We start from the raw sequence: 14,864 nt of genomic DNA on the forward strand, positions 1-14,864 counted from the left end.
GATTGCCTTTGGGGGCGGGATTGAACCTGTTTCAGCCCTTATAGCCCATGAAACGGCACCGGGTCCAAAGGGCGAAAGCGGCCTTGGTGACGGCAAGCACAGTGATGGGGCGCACACCATGCCTTGACAAGACGGACCCTCCGGCCCCAATCGGGGGCATGCATATTCTGGGTCTCACCGGTTCCATCGGCATGGGGAAATCGACGGCGGCGGCGATGCTGCGGGCGCTGGGCCTGCCGGTTCATGACGCCGACGCCGCCGTGCACCGGCTGCTCGCCAAGGGCGGCAAGGCGGTGGCGGCGGTGGGGGCGGCCTTTCCCGGCGTCGTCGCGGACGGTGCCGTCGACCGCAAGGCCCTGGGCGCGCTGGTGTTCGGGAAGCCCGCCCAGCTGAAACGGCTGGAAGCCATCCTGCATCCGCTGGTGCGCCGGGCGGAGCGCGACTTCCTCGCCCAATGCCGGCAGGAGCGGCATGATGTGGTGGTACTCGACATTCCGCTGCTCTTTGAGACCGGCGGGGAAAAGCGCTGCGACGGGGTCGTGGTCGTCACCGCGCCACAATTCCTCCAAACTCAGCGGGTAATGAAGAGGCCGGGCATGACGCGGGAGCGCTTCCGCCAGATCCTCCAGAGCCAGATGCCGGATGCGGAAAAGCGGCGCCGGGCGGATTGGGTGGTCGATACGGGGCTGGGGCGCCGACCGACCCTGGCCGCCTTGGGCAGGATCGTGCGGGAGCTGAAATCGGATCGATTCGCTCGATCGAGATAGCGGGGTTTGATCGACAAAACCGATGATTGGATTGTTCGATTCCGGCCATGGCGGCCTTACCATTCTCGATGCCTTGCACCGCCGGCTGCCGCGCCAGGGCTTCATTTATCTGGGCGATCACGCCAACGCCCCCTATGGCCAGCGTTCCTTCGACGAAATCTACGAACTGACGCAACAGGGTGTCGCCGCCCTGTTCGGACTGGGCTGCACGCTGGTCATCCTCGCCTGCAACACGGCCGCCGCCGTGGCACTCCGGCGCCTGCAGCAGGAATGGCTGCCGCATCATTTTCCGCACCATCGGTGCCTGGGCGTGCTGGTGCCGATGATCGAGGAGATCGCGCACAATCCCTGGCATGCCAGCGCCGATGCCAGCGACTGGGCCCGCGCGCCCGAGACGCTGGGCGTCTTTGCCACCCGCGCCACCGTGGCCTCCGGCGCCTATGTGCATGAGGTCGCGAAGCGCGCACCCCGCGTGCGCATCTTTCAGCAGGCCTGTCCGGACCTTGCCGGCATGATCGAGGCCGGCGCCGACGCGACCCTCATCCGGCCGATGGTCGCGCGCTATACCGGCGAATTGCTGGCGCGGCTGGAGGGTGCGACGCTCGACAGCGTGGTCCTGGGCTGCACGCATTATCCCTTGGTCGAGCATCTCTTCCGCGCGGCGCTGCCGGAGAATGTCCGCCTCCTCTCCCAGCCGCAGCGGACGGCCGAGGCACTCACCGCCTATCTCTTCCGCCATCCGGAAATGAAGCGTTTCGGGCCCCTGCCGGGTGAAATCCGGGCCTATACGACGGGCGATCCGGACCTTGCCGGGCAACTTGCCAGCCGCTTCTTTCCTCGGCATCTTGCCTTCCAACCGCTTCCCAATCAGCTGCACCGGATCAGAACCCATGCGTGAAATCGTGCTCGATACCGAAACCACCGGCTTCGACCCGCTGACGGGCGACCGGCTGGCGGAAATCGGCTGTATCGAGCTCGATAACCACATTCCGACCGGGCGCAATTTCCATCGCTACGTCAATCCGGAACGCGAAATGCCGGATGCCGCTGTCCGCATCCATGGCCTGTCCACCGCGTTCCTGGCCGACAAGCCGAAATTCGCCGATGTGGCGGAAGAATTCCTCACCTTCATCGGCGACGACCCCTTGGTCATCCACAATGCCGAATTCGACATGAAGTTCATCAACTTCGAACTCGAAAAGGCCGGCAAGCGCGCCATCCCCTTCCAGCGCGCCATCGACACGGTGAAGATCGCGCGCACCAAGTTCCCGGGCTCGCCCGCCTCGCTTGATGCGCTGTGCAAGCGCTTCAACATCGACAATTCCAACCGCACGCTGCACGGGGCGCTCCTCGACGCGCAGCTGCTGGCCGATGTCTATCTGGAATTGCTGGGCGGGCGGCAGACGGGCCTCGTCCTCGCGGCGGAGGAAACCACGCTCACCGTGAACCTCGATTTCGCCAAGCGCGCCAGCACCGGCAGCCGCGCGGTGCGCGAGCCACGCAGTTTCGCTCCGACCGAGGAAGAATTGGCAGCGCATGAGAGCTTCATCGGGAAATTGAAGAACGCGATCTGGCTGCAGTAGCGGCTGCACCACCTTATTGTCATCCTCCGCGAAGGCGGGCCATGACAAGTGAAGGATCACAAGCCCCGAACGGCTGCCGTGGGTTTCGGCTACAGCTCCTCGTCCACCACGATGACGTGGAGCTTCTTGGGGCCGTGGGCGCCCATCAATAGGATCTTGCCGATATCGGCGCTGCGCGAGGGCCCGGTCACGAAATTGACGGTGCGCGGCAGGGCACCATCGGGACCGCGTTTGACGCGCGCCAGCGCATCCTCATAGGTGCCGACGATCTGGCTTTTCGAGATGACGACCACATGCTGGTCGGGCAGGAAATGCAGCGTCGTCGGCGTCTGATCGGAAGATTGCAGCACGAGTGTGCCGGTCTCCGCGACCGCCGCCACGGCGGGCGTAACGCTGGTCGGGTCCTTGCCATGGGAGCGGCCGGCGGAGATTTCCAGCAGCGGCACCCTGTCCCACGGAATGGAACTGACGCGGATATCGGGCGAGAGGCGGATGCGCGCCTCGGCATTGCTGGCGGCAAGGTATTTCTGCACCGCCGCCGGCACCTCGTCGCGAGTCTTCACCTCATCGAGCGTCGCCTTGGCGGCGACGAGCATGGTGCGGAAGAGGTCCACCACATCGACCCCCGGCGCCGTGGCGCGCGCGGGGATGAGCGGTGCCGGCTTCAAGGGAGCTGCCGCACCCTGGCGCCGTTCCGCCTGCCGGGCGACGCCAGCCTTGATCGAGGCCAGCATGCGGTCGCGGCCGGTTCCGGAATCGCTCATGCGCGGCCTCCCTGCTTCTCTTTCCACAGATCGTGGAAGGTGCGGCCCTGGGGCGCCGGGAGATCGCGATGCCTGGTCCACCCGCCGGCCAGGGGCGCCGAGGCGAGGCGTCCGCGCGAACCGGCCATGGTCTTCAACACCCGCGCGCCGATCCGGGTCGCCAGCCGATAGAGCCTGGGGTGCCGCGCCATGAAGGCCCAGAGGCGCAACCCCGAGCGTTCCGCGGGCGGGGTGATGGCGCGGGAAAATTCCGCCTCGCGCCAATGGCGCAGCATCTTGGGGATGGGAATGCGCATCGGGCAGACCGCTTCGCAGCGCCCGCAGAGCGTCGAGGCATTGGGGAGAGGCTTGGCGTTCTCGACGCCGACGATGGCGGGCGTGAGCAGCGCGCCGATGGGACCGGAATAGACCCAGCCATAAGCATGGCCGCCCACCGAATGATAGACCGGGCAATGGTCGAGGCAGGCGCCGCAGCGGATGCAGCGCAGCATCTCCTCGAACTCGGTGCCGAGATAGGATGAGCGCCCATTGTCGATGAGGACGACATGGAATTCCTCCGGCCCGTCGAGGTCGGTCGGGCGGCGCGGGCCGCTGGAGAAGGTCGTGTAGACCGATTGCTCCTGCCCCGTGGCCGAACGCGCGAGAATGCGCAGCAGGGTCATCGCGTCCTTCAAGCTGGGGACGACCTTCTCGATCGAGGCCAGCACGATATGGATACGCGGCAGGGTCTGTGTGAGGTCGCCATTGCCTTCATTGGTGACGATGGTGGTGGCACCCTCGTCGGCGATGAGGAAATTGGCGCCGGTGATGCCGACATCGGCCTTCAGGAAACCGGCGCGCAGTTTCTCGCGCGCCTCGGCCATCAGGGTCGCGGGATCGTCGAGATTGCGCTTGGGGTCGAGGTCGGCATGCGCCTGGCGGAAGGTTTCCTCGACCTGCTCCTTCGTCACATGCAGGGCCGGGCCGATGATGTGGCTGGGCGTCTCGCCGCGCAACTGGATGATATATTCGCCAAGATCGGTTTCGACCGGTTCGATGCCGTTCGAAAAGAGGAAATCGTTGATACCGATTTCCTCGCCGATCATCGTCTTGCCCTTGGTGACGGTCCTGGCATTCACCTTGCGGCAGATTTCCAGCACCTTGGCGCGGGCCGACTTGCCGTCCGGGCACCAATGCACATGGCCGCCGCGATCCACCACCGATTGTTCGAATTGCAGCAGGTAATGATCGAGATTGGCGATGACATGATTCTTGAGATCGCGCCCGATATCGCGCAAGGCTTCGAATTCCGGCAGCCTGGCCACGGTGTTGAGGCGTGTCTGGATGGAATGCGACCGCGCGATGCCCAAAGCTTCCTGCAGCGGCGCATCCTTCAAGGCGCCGGTCGCATTTTCCTTGAAGGCATTGCTGGTGGGGATATGGCTCACGATTGGGATTCCTCCCCGATCGCCGGCAGATCGGTCATGCCGGCCAGCACTTCCGCCACGTGGCGCACTTGGACCCGGGAGCCGTCGCGCTTCATCTTGCCGGCAAGATTCATCAGGCAGCCGAGATCGCCGGCCAGCAGCAGATCGGCGCCCGTCTCGTTGACCGTGGCGACTTTGCGGGCCGCCATGGAATTGGAAACATCGGGAAATTTGACGCAGAAGGTGCCGCCGAAACCGCAGCAGGCGTCGGTCTCCTGCATCTCGGTCAGCTTCAGCCCGTCGACCTTGGCCAGCAGGGCGCGCGGCGCCGATTTCACATTCATTTCGCGCAAGGACGAGCAGGAATCGTGATAGGTGCAATGCGCCTGCAATCTGGCGCCGAAATCCGACATGCCGCATTGCTCGGCGAGGAACTGGGTAAGCTCGAAAGTGCGCGCCGCCAGGGCCGCCGCGCGCGGTCCCCATGCGGCATCCTCCGCCAGCAGCTGCGGGTAATGGTGCTTGATCATGCCGCCGCATGAACCGCTCGGCGCCACAATGAAGTCAAACCCCTCGAAGGCGGCGACGGTCCGCCGGGCCAGCGCCATGGCCGTTTCGCGGTCGCCGGAATTATAGGCGGGCTGGCCGCAGCAGGTCTGGCTTTCGGGCACGCTGACCCGGCAACCGGCTTCCTCCAGCAATTTCACCGCGGCGAAACCGATGCTGGGGCGGAAGAGATCGACAAGGCAGGTCACGAACAGGGCGACATGGGCGCCCGGCTTTAGCATTGGCTGGGCCGTTTCAGGCTGGCTGGACACGCATACTCACTTCAGGCTGCTGACGATATCGACGACATCGAGAGTTTTGCGCGCCGCGGCGGTCACTGGCAAGAGCATGAACCATCTGCCCGCATTCTTCATGCTGCCGGCAAAGGCCAGGGCTTCCTCGCCGCTGCCCCAGAAGAAATCGCCCCGGACCGGCCCCTTGATGGCGGTGCCGACATCCTGGGCCAGCATCAGGCGGCGCAAGGGCTGGCCCTTCCTGATAGTGCCATGATCGACCGGCCAGGTGGTATCGAGCCACAAAGGCAAGCCCAGCGGCACGAAGGCAGGATCGACGGCGAGGCTCCTGCCGGCGGTGAGGGTGACACCCATGGCGCCGACGGGGCCGTTCTCCTTCACCTCGCGGAAGAAAATGAAGCGCGGGTTGCGGTTCATCATCGCCTGCGCCTTCCCTGGATTGGCGCGGAGCCAGGCGCGGATGGTCTGCATCGAGGCGGATTTCCTGTCGATGATGCCTTCTTCGATCATCAATTTGCCGATGGCGACGAAGGCCTGGCCGTTATTGCCGGCATAGCCGACGCGCATCTCCGACCCGTCATTCAGCTTGACGATGCCCGAGCCCTGGATCTGCAGGAAGAAGGCATCGACCGGATCCTTGAGCCACAGGAATTCGAGGCCCTGGCCGCGCAGGGCGCCCGCCTCGATCTCGGCCCGCGTGAAGGTGACGGGAGCCTTGGGCGCACGGTAGAGCGGATGGATGTGAAGCGAATCGGGCGTTTTCGCCGCTTCGATCTCGGCCTCGTAATAACCGGTGAAGAGCCCCGCCTTGCCGCGCACATCCTCGGCCTGGAACGGTACGAACCAGCGTTCGAAGAAGCCCTTCACCAGAACGGGATCGTTGGGTGCCGCCAATTCCCTGGCGGCGGCGCAGGGCGCCTGCCAGTCGCCGGCCACACCGCCCAGCGCCTTGGGGCCCACCGGCGCGTCATCCTTCTGCTTGGCGATGGCCTTGCAGGAATTGAGCAGCGCCGGAAGCACGCCCTCGAACCCATCCTCGCCCCAACCGGGCAGCATGGAATAGGAGCTGGGACTGACTTTGAGGCCCGGCGGCGATTCAGGCGGGGTGCAGGCGGTTATGAGGGAGAGGGTAAGGAGGGCCAAGAGGCGCCCAAGGGTCTTCCGCAGAACCTCCGGCCGCGGCGGAATCCGATGGCCGGCGGATGTACCCAAGCTCGTCATGCCCGGGCCCAGCGTTGGTCCCTTCTGGCCGGGCATGACGCTGTCGCTATCTGAAACGCCCCCCAACATCCCCGCTTGCTTCCCCCCGAAGCTCGACAGCGCCTTATGACGGCTGGTCGGTCAGCACCAATTGCCAGTTGGGATCGCGCGAGCCGGTGTCGCGGGCGAAGGTCCAGATGTCGACGATGCTGTCGACATGGTTGGCATCGCCTTCGACCGCATTGCCGCTGGAATCCTCGGTGACGCTGGTCTGCTCGCTGACGAACTTCATCGTCACGCGCGCTTCCTTGCCCTTCAGTTCGGCGCCGACGATCTGCGCCTGGGTGATGCCGATGACGACCGTCTTCTGGCGATAGCCCTGGCGCTGCCGATCGGCGATGACGGCGGCAAAGCTTTCATATAGGTCGCGGCCCAGCAGAGATTGCAGCATCTTGGTCTCGCCGGCGGCGAAACCCTGCACGATCATGTCGAAGGCTATCTTGGCGCCGCCGATGAAATCGGCCGGATTGAAGGCCGGGTCAGCCTTGGCGATGGCATCCAGGCCAGCGCGCACAGCATCGGGCGCGCGGGCGATATCGGCCTCGATCTGGCGCCGGTCGCGCGGCGACATGCCGCCACGGGCGGCGGCATCGCGCGCGGGCTCGGCCGGGGCTTCGACATCGGGGCGCACGACGCTGGGCCGGCGCGAGGCGATCTGGACCGGTGCATCCGAATCGTCACGGCCTACATCCCGGCCTTGGCGGCGCGCGGCCACATCCTTCGGATCGGGCCGGGCAAGGGGATCGATGCGGCGCTCGTGGCCGGTACGGCGGCCGAGCACGGAAAAGAGCTTCCAGCCCAGAACCACGGCGACGATGGCGAAAAAGACGATGTCGAGATGTTGCAAGAACCCAAATCCTTGTCGATTCAAATCTGTCGGGTCAAATCCGTCGGGTCAAATTCTTCGGCCCAAATCCTGTCGGTAGGGCGCGGGCTTGCGCGGACCGCCCGAGACCACCACCTTTGCGTCATTCGCCCCAGCCTGTTCCAGGTCGGTCCCAACACAGGTAGACCGGACCGCGGCCTTGGGCTAAAGCGTTGATACGGCATTCTACATAGGAAGTCGGCCCAGTTACAGCAAGTCGCGCGACGCGGCATGGACGATGAACGGGGCCGCGAGGCGTCAGGTGACGGATTTATCGCTCAATATGCCGGCAAAATGCTGGTTTCACATCGATTTTCGTGAGGAATCCACTGGTTCGCCGGCCCGGATTCCGGAGTTCCGCGCATGATGCGGCTGCTGGTGGCCCTGATTTGTCTCCTGCCCTTCCTGGAAATCGCCGGTTTCGTGGTGATCGGCGGACGCATCGGGCTGGGCCTCACGCTGCTGTGGCTGCTGGCGGCGGGCATGCTGGGCCTTGCGCTCATCCGGCATGGCGGCCTCAACGCGCTCCTCAAATTGCAGGTGGCGGTCAATGAGGGGCGCGAACCCGGCCACAGCCTGATCGACGGCGCCGTCATGGTGACGGCCGGCCTGCTGCTGATCGTGCCGGGTTTCTTCAGCGATTTCCTCGCCCTCATCCTGCTCTTGCCGGTGACGCGGAATTTCCTGCTGCGGCGCATGGCGCATCATTTCGAGACACGCATCTATCGCGGCGGCGGGGGAACGGCGGGTGCCAGCCGCACCACCGTCATCGAGGGCGAGTTCGAGATCGTCGAACCGGAGGAAGAGGAGGCGGCGCGCCCCAGGCACCGTCCGACTCCGACCGTCATCGACCAGCGGCCGGACAAATCATGATCCTCATCCGCCACGGCCAATCCGAATTCAACGCCCATCACGACAGCACCGGGCGCGATCCGGGCATCCACGACCCCCGTCTCACCGCTTTGGGGCGCCGACAGGTGGCGGAATCCGCGGCCAGGCTCAAGGATCATGCCCATCCAATTCGCCGCGTGCTGGCCAGCCCCTATACCCGCGCCATCGAGACGGCCGAGATCGTCGCCCGCAGCTTGGACGTTCCGATCGAGATCGAGCTCAGCGTGCACGAACATGCCTATTACCAATGCGATGTCGGCACGCCGCGCAGCATTCTCGCCGAGCGCTGGCCGGCACTGTCCTTCGATCATATCGACGAGGTCTGGTGGCCCAATCTCGACGAGACGCGCGAGCAGCTGGAGCGGCGCTGCCGGACTTTCCACCGCCGCGCCGCCGCACTCGCCGACTGGCGGCATGTCGCGGTCGTGAGCCATTGGGGCTTCATCCTGCAGCTGACCGGCCATTCGGCGGTGAATGCGGAACTGGTGCCCTTCGACCCCACCCGCGAACGCCGCGTGCTGTTGGAGGCGCGGTAGGGATTGCGGTCCTGGCGTCCCTCGAGGCGGCAAGACCTTGCCCTGCTATTCCGCCTTCCCATGCAGTGCATTGGCGACGCCGCCCGAGATCTGCGCATAGCAATGCCGCGTCAGTTCCTTCCTTGAGCGGAAATCGGCGATCGAGATGGGATCGTGGAACTCAACCACGACGCGGGCCGGGCCCAGGCGCGCGAACTGCCACAGATGGCGGCCCAGCGTCATGTCGCCATACCAGGCGAGATAGGCACGGTTGCGGTAACCCATCGGGAGGGAGTTGAGCTTCGTGTAGGTCACCGAAACCGGCTGCACGGTGAGCGTTTCCCCGCGGGCTTCGCGTTCGGCGACACTGAGGAGCGCCGAACGGAAAGGCAGCACGGCATTGCCGTCATTCGACGTGCCTTCGGGAAAGAGGATGAGATTGTCGCCGGCATCCAGGCGCCGCTGCAGTTCGTCGCGCTGGCGGTGCGTGGTGTGGCGGCGGCGATCGACGAAGACCGTGCGCTGCATCTTGGAAAGCCAGCCGAAGACCGGCCAGGAACCCACCTCCGTCTTGGCGACGAAGCTGCCTTCGACCAGGCTGCCCAGCACCGGTATGTCGAAATAGGAGGTGTGGTTGCTGACGAACAGGGTCGGCGCCTTGCGCGACATCGTGCCGCGCACTTCGACGTCGAGGCCGATGATGCGGCAGGTGAGGCGGTGATAGAAGCGCGGCAGCAGGTTGCGGACCCGCAGCCGAAGCAGCAGCAGCAGCAGTTGCGGCGGGCTGAGGGCCATGGTGACGCCGAAATAGGCCGAGAGGCGCAATATGCCGAGCAGATTCGATCCCTCGTCGAGCTCGAAATGCCGGGCCGGCAGATGCCGCCGCCGCGCGCGCACCATGATCAGGAATCGCCGCCGTAATCCGGCCGCGTGTAATGCTTCATGTATTTGTCGGTGACCTCGGCCGTCACCACGACGATCGAGACATCGACCGAGCCGAATTCGTGATCGATCACCGCACCGTCGCCGACATGGCCGGAGAGGCGCAGATAGCCCTTGATCAGCGGCGGCAGCGACGCCAGGGCGCGCTTCTCGTCGATTTCGGCGAGCGGCATCATGTTCATGTCGACATGGCGTTCGGGCAAGGCCTTGGGCCGGAATTGCGGCGGCGCCAGGTGCCGGTGGTGAAGATAGGACAGCGCCATCCGGTGCGCGCTGGGATCGATGCCGGGGAAACTCGCACAACCGAACATGATCTCGACCTTGTGGAACAGGATATAGTCGGTGATCCCCTTCCACAGCAGCTGCATCGCCATCTTGTTGCGATAGGCGGGATCGACGCAGGACCGGCCCAGTTCCAGAATCTCGCCCGTCCGGTTGACCAGGGGCTGGATGTCGTATTCGGCGATCGAATAGAAACGCCCGGCCCGACGCGCCGCTTCCCGGCGCAGCAGGCGATAGGTGGCGACGATGCCTTTGACGCCGGGCCCGCGCTTGCGGTCGACGACGATGAGATGGTCGCAATAGGGGTCGAAACCGTCGAAATCGCGCCCCACCCGCACCATTTCGGCACTGGGCTTGGCGCCCATCTCGCCATAGAAGACGCGGTAGCGCAGCTCCTGGGCGGCGAGGATCTCCGCCTCGGTTTCCGCGAGCCTTGCCTCGAGATCGCCGACGATGACTTCGACCGGCCGCTCGCGCCGGGCCGCAGCGACGATCATTTGTCGCCGCCCGCCGATGGCGAGACGCGCTTGGCCCGGGCGGAAGACGATGCGTCGCCGTCGCCATCCTTGCCCAGCGGCACGGCATAAAGCTCCAGCCGGTGGCCGACCAGCTTGTAGCCGAGTTCGGCGGCGACACCCTTTTGCAGCTTCTCGATCTGCTCGTTGGTGAATTCGATGACGCGGCCTGATTGTATGTCGATCAGATGGTCGTGGTGATCGTCCTTGGCCTCTTCATAGCGCGCGCGGCCGTCGCCGAAATCGTGGCGCTCCAGGATGCTCGCTTCTTCGAACAGGCGCACGGTGCGATAGACGGTGGCCAGCGAAATGCCCGGATCGACCTGGGCCGCGCGACGGTGCAGCAGTTCCACGTCCGGATGATCCTGCGCCTCGGACAGCACGCGGGCGATGATCCGACGCTGGTCGGTCATCTTCAGCCCCTTTTCGATACACAGCTTTTCCAGCCTCGATGGCACGCTTGCCTCGCCTGAAGTTATGGGTTTCGTCAAAAACAGCCTGATCCCGATATAGGTCCCGGACGGTTCCGTTTAACAGGACTGATCGCCTTGGACCAGCCTGCGAAGGTTAGCTGCTGCGACGGGGCCCAATCCGCCAGCATTCCTGGCTAAGGGCTATTGTGCCTTGGTTAACCGTCCCGCGCCAAGAGCCTTGCTCGCCTCTCAATAAAGAGTGGACGGTCAATGGGTTAGCAGGTGGCGAGATGGTGCCGGATGGTTAAGAGGCGGAGGAAGCGGCGTTTTCAGCCACGGCGGCGGGTGGGACGCTTGCGGCCGCCGCGGCCCAGGCCGAATTCGCGCGCCAGCGAGGAGCGCTTCTTGGCGTAGTTCGGGGCCACCATGGGGTAGTCCGCGGGCAGGTTCCACTTCTCGCGATATTGTTCGGGCGTCATGTCGTAGGCGGTGCGCAAATGCCGTTTCAGCATCTTCAGTTTGATGCCGTCCTCGAGGCAGACGAGGTAATCGGGCGTCACCGATTTCTTGACCGGCACGGCCGGCTCCTTGTCGGCCACCAGCACGGGGCGCTGGGCGCCGGCGCCGACCGGTAGGGTGCCGCCGGCATTCTGCGCCAGGGCCGCGCGGGTCTCGGCGATGAGGCGCGGTATCTCGTTCATCGCGACGGTGTTGTGCGACAGGTATGCGACCACGATCTCAGTGACCAAGGGCAACAGGGGATCATTCTTGAGCGCATCGCTCATGGTTCGATTCCTCTTTCCGCGGGCTGGTCCGCTGATCGGATGCGGGGTGGCAAGCCTGTCCGGCCGTTCCGCAATATTGGCGTGGGATACATAGCCAGCGGCCGAAACCTTGGCAATGAAACCAGACTCAATATTTGCAATTCTCACACATATTTCCGTGTTATGTGCTGTATTTGTTTTAAATATTGTTCAATTCCAAGGGTTTCTCGAACATCAGAGCATCCACGCCGCCTGGATAGTAGTGCTTGCGCCGGCCTGAGACCTGGAAGCCCCCACCGACATAACACCCGATCGCGGCGGCGTTCCCGACCGCGACTTCCAGGAAAGCGCGCCGGGCCCCCTTGGCCGTGGCGGCATCCAGCAGCCGCGCCAGCAATTCCTTCGCAAGGCCCTGGCCGCGCCGCTCCGGCAGGATGGCCAGCAGCAGCAGTTCCACCTCATCCACGGCCTGCAGGGTCAGGCCGAACCCCAGGGGTTCATCGCCCGCGGCGGCGATGAGGCCGGCTGCACCCGGCAGGGCCAGGATCTCGGCAAAGGATCTGGCCGACCAGGCCCGGTCCCAGGGCGCCGTGAAACAGCGCCTATGCAGTTCGCCGAGCAGTTCGCCGTCGAAGCCGCCCACCGGCCGGAACTGCACGTCCGCCGGCACCCTAACCGGCCTTCGGCTGCGAAACGTCGGCGGCACGCAGATAGAGCGGCACCGCCTTCATCGCATAACGCTGCAGGGGATCGGCGGCGAGATTGAGGATCGCCTCGGCATCGGCGGCGGCGGGCGCGATCTCGGTGCCCCCGGGAAAGGATACCCGCCACAGCGCCGTTCCATCGCCGGTGACGATGGCCGGCGGGGCGTCGGCCAGATCCGTTGCGATTTCGCCCAGCGTCATGAAGCGCGGCGCCTGCCGGAACCGCAATGCGCCATCGAGCCTGGCGAGGTAGGGCTCGTCGCGCCGGCTGTCGATCAGCACCAGAATGTCGCCGGCGGCGTTGGCGCGTTTTTCCGGCGGCAGGTGAAATGCCGCCGCCTGGAAATTGCTGATGCCGATGACGGGCCTTGCCAAAGCGAGGCCCAGGCCCCGCGCGGTGGAAAGGGCGATGCGCAAGCCCGTGAAACCGCCGGGACCGATACCCACGGCAATGGCGTCGAGCTGGGCAAGGTCGATTGCCGCCTCGGCCATCGTCCGTTCGATCATCGGCACCAGGACGGCAGCATGACCGTGCTTGAGATCGACCTTTTCCCTGGCCAGCACCCGCAGCCCGTCCGTGCCGCACGCTCCCACGGCTACCGAACAGGTGTCGCCGGCGGCATCCACGGCCAGGATCGTGCGGGTCGGCATGGGTGCTTTCGAATCCTCGGCGAGCGGGTGGCGGGAAGTGGCAGAAGCGGATGCAATCTGGTAAAGCCGGTTTAGAACTCTAGCGCTTTGGTGGCAAGATGAGCCTGGTTGAAATCACCTCGACGGCATTCGATGTCGAGATCGCTCTGGTCTATGCGACGCCGCACAATCTCAGCGGCGCGCCGATCTATGCCCATCCCGATTGTTATCTGCATGAACGGGCGGCGGAACTGCTGCGCCATGCAGCGCATCTCGCCCAGCCCCTGGGCCTGCGTCTCAAGATCTTCGACGCCTACCGCCCGTCCGAGGCGCAATGGCGGCTGTGGAACGCCCTGCCGGACCCCGAATTCGTCGCCGACCCCCGGCGCGGCTCGCCGCATACGCGCGGTGTCGCCGTCGACCTCACTCTCATCGACAAGGCCGGGCGCGAACTGGAAATGGGCACCGGCTTCGACGAGGCCGTGCCGCAATCGCATCACGGTTCGACCGAAGTTTCACCCGCCGCCCAGCAGAACCGCTTCACGCTGCTGGGAATCATGATGGCGGCCGGCTGGGACAATTACAGGAACGAGTGGTGGCACTACCAGCTCTTCAACAGCCGCGACTATCCCCTTGTCGAACAGTCGCAATTGCCGCGCCCGATGATGTGATCCGCCCGCCCGTGCCGCGTGGCGGCTGGCTAGCGGGTTCGGCGCACGGCGTTGCCGATCTCGTACCAGTCTTTGCTGGCATTGACGATCTTCACCACCGACAGCATGACCGGAACCTCGATCAGCACGCCGACGACGGTGGCGAGAGCCGCCCCTGAATGGAAGCCGAACAGGCTGATGGCGGCGGCCACGGCCAGTTCGAAGAAGTTGCTGGCACCGATGAGGGCGGAAGGGGCCGCCACGCAATGGGCTTCGCCGCTCCAGCGGTTGAGGAGATAGGCAAGGCCCGAATTGAAATAGACCTGGATCAGGATCGGCACGGCAAGAAGGGCGATGATCGTGGGCTTTGCGATGATCTCCTGCCCCTGGAAGCCGAACAGCAGCACCAGGGTGGCCAGCAGCGCCATCAGGGACATGGGCTGCAGGAAGCCCAGCAGATGCCGGAGCGCCGCCTCTCCGCCGGAGCGCAGCAGGAAGCGGCGCAGGATCTGCGCGACCGCGACCGGGATGACGATGTAGAGCACCACCGACAGCAGCAACGTGTCCCAGGGCACGGTGATCGCGGAGAGGCCCAGCAGCAAGCCGACGATGGGCGCGAAGGCGAACACCATGATCGTATCGTTGAGCGCCACCTGGCTCAGCGTGAAATGCGGCTCGCCGTCGGAAAGATTGCTCCAGACGAACACCATGGCGGTGCAGGGCGCCGCCGCCAGCAGGATGAGGCCGGCGATATAGCTGTCGATCTGGCCTTCCGGCAGATAGGGGCGGAACAGCCAGCCGATGAAAAGCCAGCCGAGTGCCGCCATGGAAAAGGGCTTCACGGCCCAGTTGACGAAGAGGGTGACGCCGATGCCGCGCCAATGTTCGCGCACCCGTCCCAATGCCGCGAAATCGATCTTGGCCAGCATCGGCACGATCATCAGCCAGATGAGGGCCGCCACGGGAATGTTGACCTTGGCGATTTCGGCGGCGCCGATGGCCTGAAAGACGATGGGAAAGAAATGTCCCAGGGCGATCCCCACGACAATGCACAAGGCGACCCAAAGGGTCAGATAGCGTTCGAACGGATTCACGTGTTTTATCCCCGGGACA

The 14,864-nt window shown here is 64.9% G+C and carries 18 protein-coding genes; 6 read left to right on the forward strand and 12 right to left on the reverse strand.

What is annotated here, in order from left to right:
* Positions 1–158: 158 nt before the first annotated feature.
* From coaE to dnaQ, 3 genes are read left to right on the forward strand one after another with little or no spacing between them, the layout of a single operon-like run.
* Positions 159–767 (forward strand): dephospho-CoA kinase, encoded by a 609-nt coding sequence (coaE, locus tag ACE3TY_RS06800; protein WP_374652108.1) that lies wholly within the window; start codon positions 159–161, stop codon positions 765–767.
* A gap of 22 nt (positions 768–789) precedes the next feature.
* A complete protein-coding gene (locus ACE3TY_RS06805) occupies positions 790–1,665 on the forward strand; it encodes a glutamate racemase (RefSeq protein WP_374652110.1) in 876 nt (291 codons plus the stop codon).
* Positions 1,658–2,350: a DNA polymerase III subunit epsilon gene (gene dnaQ / locus ACE3TY_RS06810; protein ID WP_374652112.1), complete on the forward strand. Its 693-nt coding sequence runs from the start codon at positions 1,658–1,660 to the stop codon at positions 2,348–2,350. Before ACE3TY_RS06805 ends, dnaQ begins: the two co-directional genes overlap by 8 nt.
* 89 nt (positions 2,351–2,439) lie before the next feature.
* On the opposite strand, the gene ACE3TY_RS06815 is transcribed toward dnaQ, so the two are convergent.
* From ACE3TY_RS06815 to ACE3TY_RS06835, 5 genes are all read right to left on the reverse strand, one after another.
* Positions 2,440–3,114 (reverse strand): lactate utilization protein C, encoded by a 675-nt coding sequence (locus ACE3TY_RS06815; protein WP_374652114.1) that lies wholly within the window; start codon positions 3,112–3,114, stop codon positions 2,440–2,442.
* On the reverse strand, positions 3,111–4,541 hold the full coding sequence (locus ACE3TY_RS06820) for a LutB/LldF family L-lactate oxidation iron-sulfur protein (RefSeq protein ID WP_374652116.1): 1,431 nt from the start codon (positions 4,539–4,541) through the stop codon (positions 3,111–3,113). Before ACE3TY_RS06820 ends, ACE3TY_RS06815 begins: the two co-directional genes overlap by 4 nt.
* Positions 4,538–5,308 carry a (Fe-S)-binding protein gene (locus tag ACE3TY_RS06825; protein WP_374652118.1) on the reverse strand — a complete coding sequence of 257 codons (771 nt, stop codon included), beginning with the start codon at positions 5,306–5,308 and terminating at the stop codon, positions 4,538–4,540. The genes ACE3TY_RS06820 and ACE3TY_RS06825 overlap by 4 nt, the downstream gene beginning before the upstream one ends.
* A 36-nt stretch (positions 5,309–5,344) precedes the next feature.
* Positions 5,345–6,463 (reverse strand): murein transglycosylase A, encoded by a 1,119-nt coding sequence (locus ACE3TY_RS06830; RefSeq protein ID WP_374652120.1) that lies wholly within the window; start codon positions 6,461–6,463, stop codon positions 5,345–5,347.
* Positions 6,464–6,644: 181 nt separating this feature from the next.
* Positions 6,645–7,427, reverse strand: coding sequence for a Tim44/TimA family putative adaptor protein (locus ACE3TY_RS06835; RefSeq protein ID WP_374652121.1), 783 nt, complete (start codon positions 7,425–7,427; stop codon positions 6,645–6,647).
* A gap of 381 nt (positions 7,428–7,808) precedes the next feature.
* Between ACE3TY_RS06835 and ACE3TY_RS06840 the strand changes: the two genes are divergently transcribed.
* Together ACE3TY_RS06840 and ACE3TY_RS06845 are read left to right on the forward strand one after the other, a co-directional pair.
* Positions 7,809–8,318 (forward strand): FxsA family protein, encoded by a 510-nt coding sequence (locus tag ACE3TY_RS06840; RefSeq protein ID WP_374652123.1) that lies wholly within the window; start codon positions 7,809–7,811, stop codon positions 8,316–8,318.
* Entirely contained in the window at positions 8,315–8,872 is a 558-nt protein-coding gene (locus tag ACE3TY_RS06845) for a histidine phosphatase family protein (RefSeq protein WP_374652125.1), read from the forward strand. The genes ACE3TY_RS06840 and ACE3TY_RS06845 overlap by 4 nt, the downstream gene beginning before the upstream one ends.
* 45 nt (positions 8,873–8,917) lie before the next feature.
* Here the strand turns inward: ACE3TY_RS06845 and ACE3TY_RS06850 are convergent, their stop codons facing one another.
* The 6 genes from ACE3TY_RS06850 to tsaB all read right to left on the reverse strand — a co-directional run bounded on the left by ACE3TY_RS06850 (position 8,918) and on the right by tsaB (position 13,122).
* Entirely contained in the window at positions 8,918–9,751 is an 834-nt protein-coding gene (locus ACE3TY_RS06850; protein WP_374652127.1) for a lysophospholipid acyltransferase family protein, read from the reverse strand.
* A 2-nt stretch (positions 9,752–9,753) separates the two neighbouring features.
* The gene (locus tag ACE3TY_RS06855; RefSeq protein WP_374652129.1) at positions 9,754–10,572 is read right to left on the reverse strand and encodes a GNAT family N-acetyltransferase; all 819 of its coding nucleotides are present in this window, start codon (positions 10,570–10,572) and stop codon (positions 9,754–9,756) included.
* Entirely contained in the window at positions 10,569–11,048 is a 480-nt protein-coding gene (locus ACE3TY_RS06860; protein WP_374652131.1) for a Fur family transcriptional regulator, read from the reverse strand. Before ACE3TY_RS06860 ends, ACE3TY_RS06855 begins: the two co-directional genes overlap by 4 nt.
* Before the next feature lie 284 nt (positions 11,049–11,332).
* Complete coding sequence (locus ACE3TY_RS06865; protein ID WP_374652133.1) at positions 11,333–11,788, reverse strand: MucR family transcriptional regulator; 456 nt, start codon at positions 11,786–11,788, stop codon at positions 11,333–11,335.
* A 178-nt stretch (positions 11,789–11,966) separates the two neighbouring features.
* Positions 11,967–12,425, reverse strand: coding sequence for a GNAT family N-acetyltransferase (locus ACE3TY_RS06870; RefSeq protein WP_374652135.1), 459 nt, complete (start codon positions 12,423–12,425; stop codon positions 11,967–11,969).
* A 13-nt stretch (positions 12,426–12,438) separates the two neighbouring features.
* Positions 12,439–13,122 carry a tRNA (adenosine(37)-N6)-threonylcarbamoyltransferase complex dimerization subunit type 1 TsaB gene (gene tsaB / locus ACE3TY_RS06875; RefSeq protein WP_374652137.1) on the reverse strand — a complete coding sequence of 228 codons (684 nt, stop codon included), beginning with the start codon at positions 13,120–13,122 and terminating at the stop codon, positions 12,439–12,441.
* 98 nt (positions 13,123–13,220) lie between these two features.
* On the opposite strand from tsaB, the gene ddpX reads away from it, so the two are divergent.
* Positions 13,221–13,772: a D-alanyl-D-alanine dipeptidase gene (gene ddpX / locus ACE3TY_RS06880; RefSeq protein ID WP_374652139.1), complete on the forward strand. Its 552-nt coding sequence runs from the start codon at positions 13,221–13,223 to the stop codon at positions 13,770–13,772.
* 29 nt (positions 13,773–13,801) lie between these two features.
* On the opposite strand, the gene arsB is transcribed toward ddpX, so the two are convergent.
* A complete protein-coding gene (gene arsB, locus ACE3TY_RS06885) occupies positions 13,802–14,845 on the reverse strand; it encodes an ACR3 family arsenite efflux transporter (protein WP_374652141.1) in 1,044 nt (347 codons plus the stop codon).
* Between the last annotated feature and the right edge of the window lie 19 nt (positions 14,846–14,864).

Origin of the sequence: Dongia sp. (genome assembly GCF_041918875.1) — a bacterium.
Lineage (GTDB): Bacteria > Pseudomonadota > Alphaproteobacteria > Dongiales > Dongiaceae > Dongia.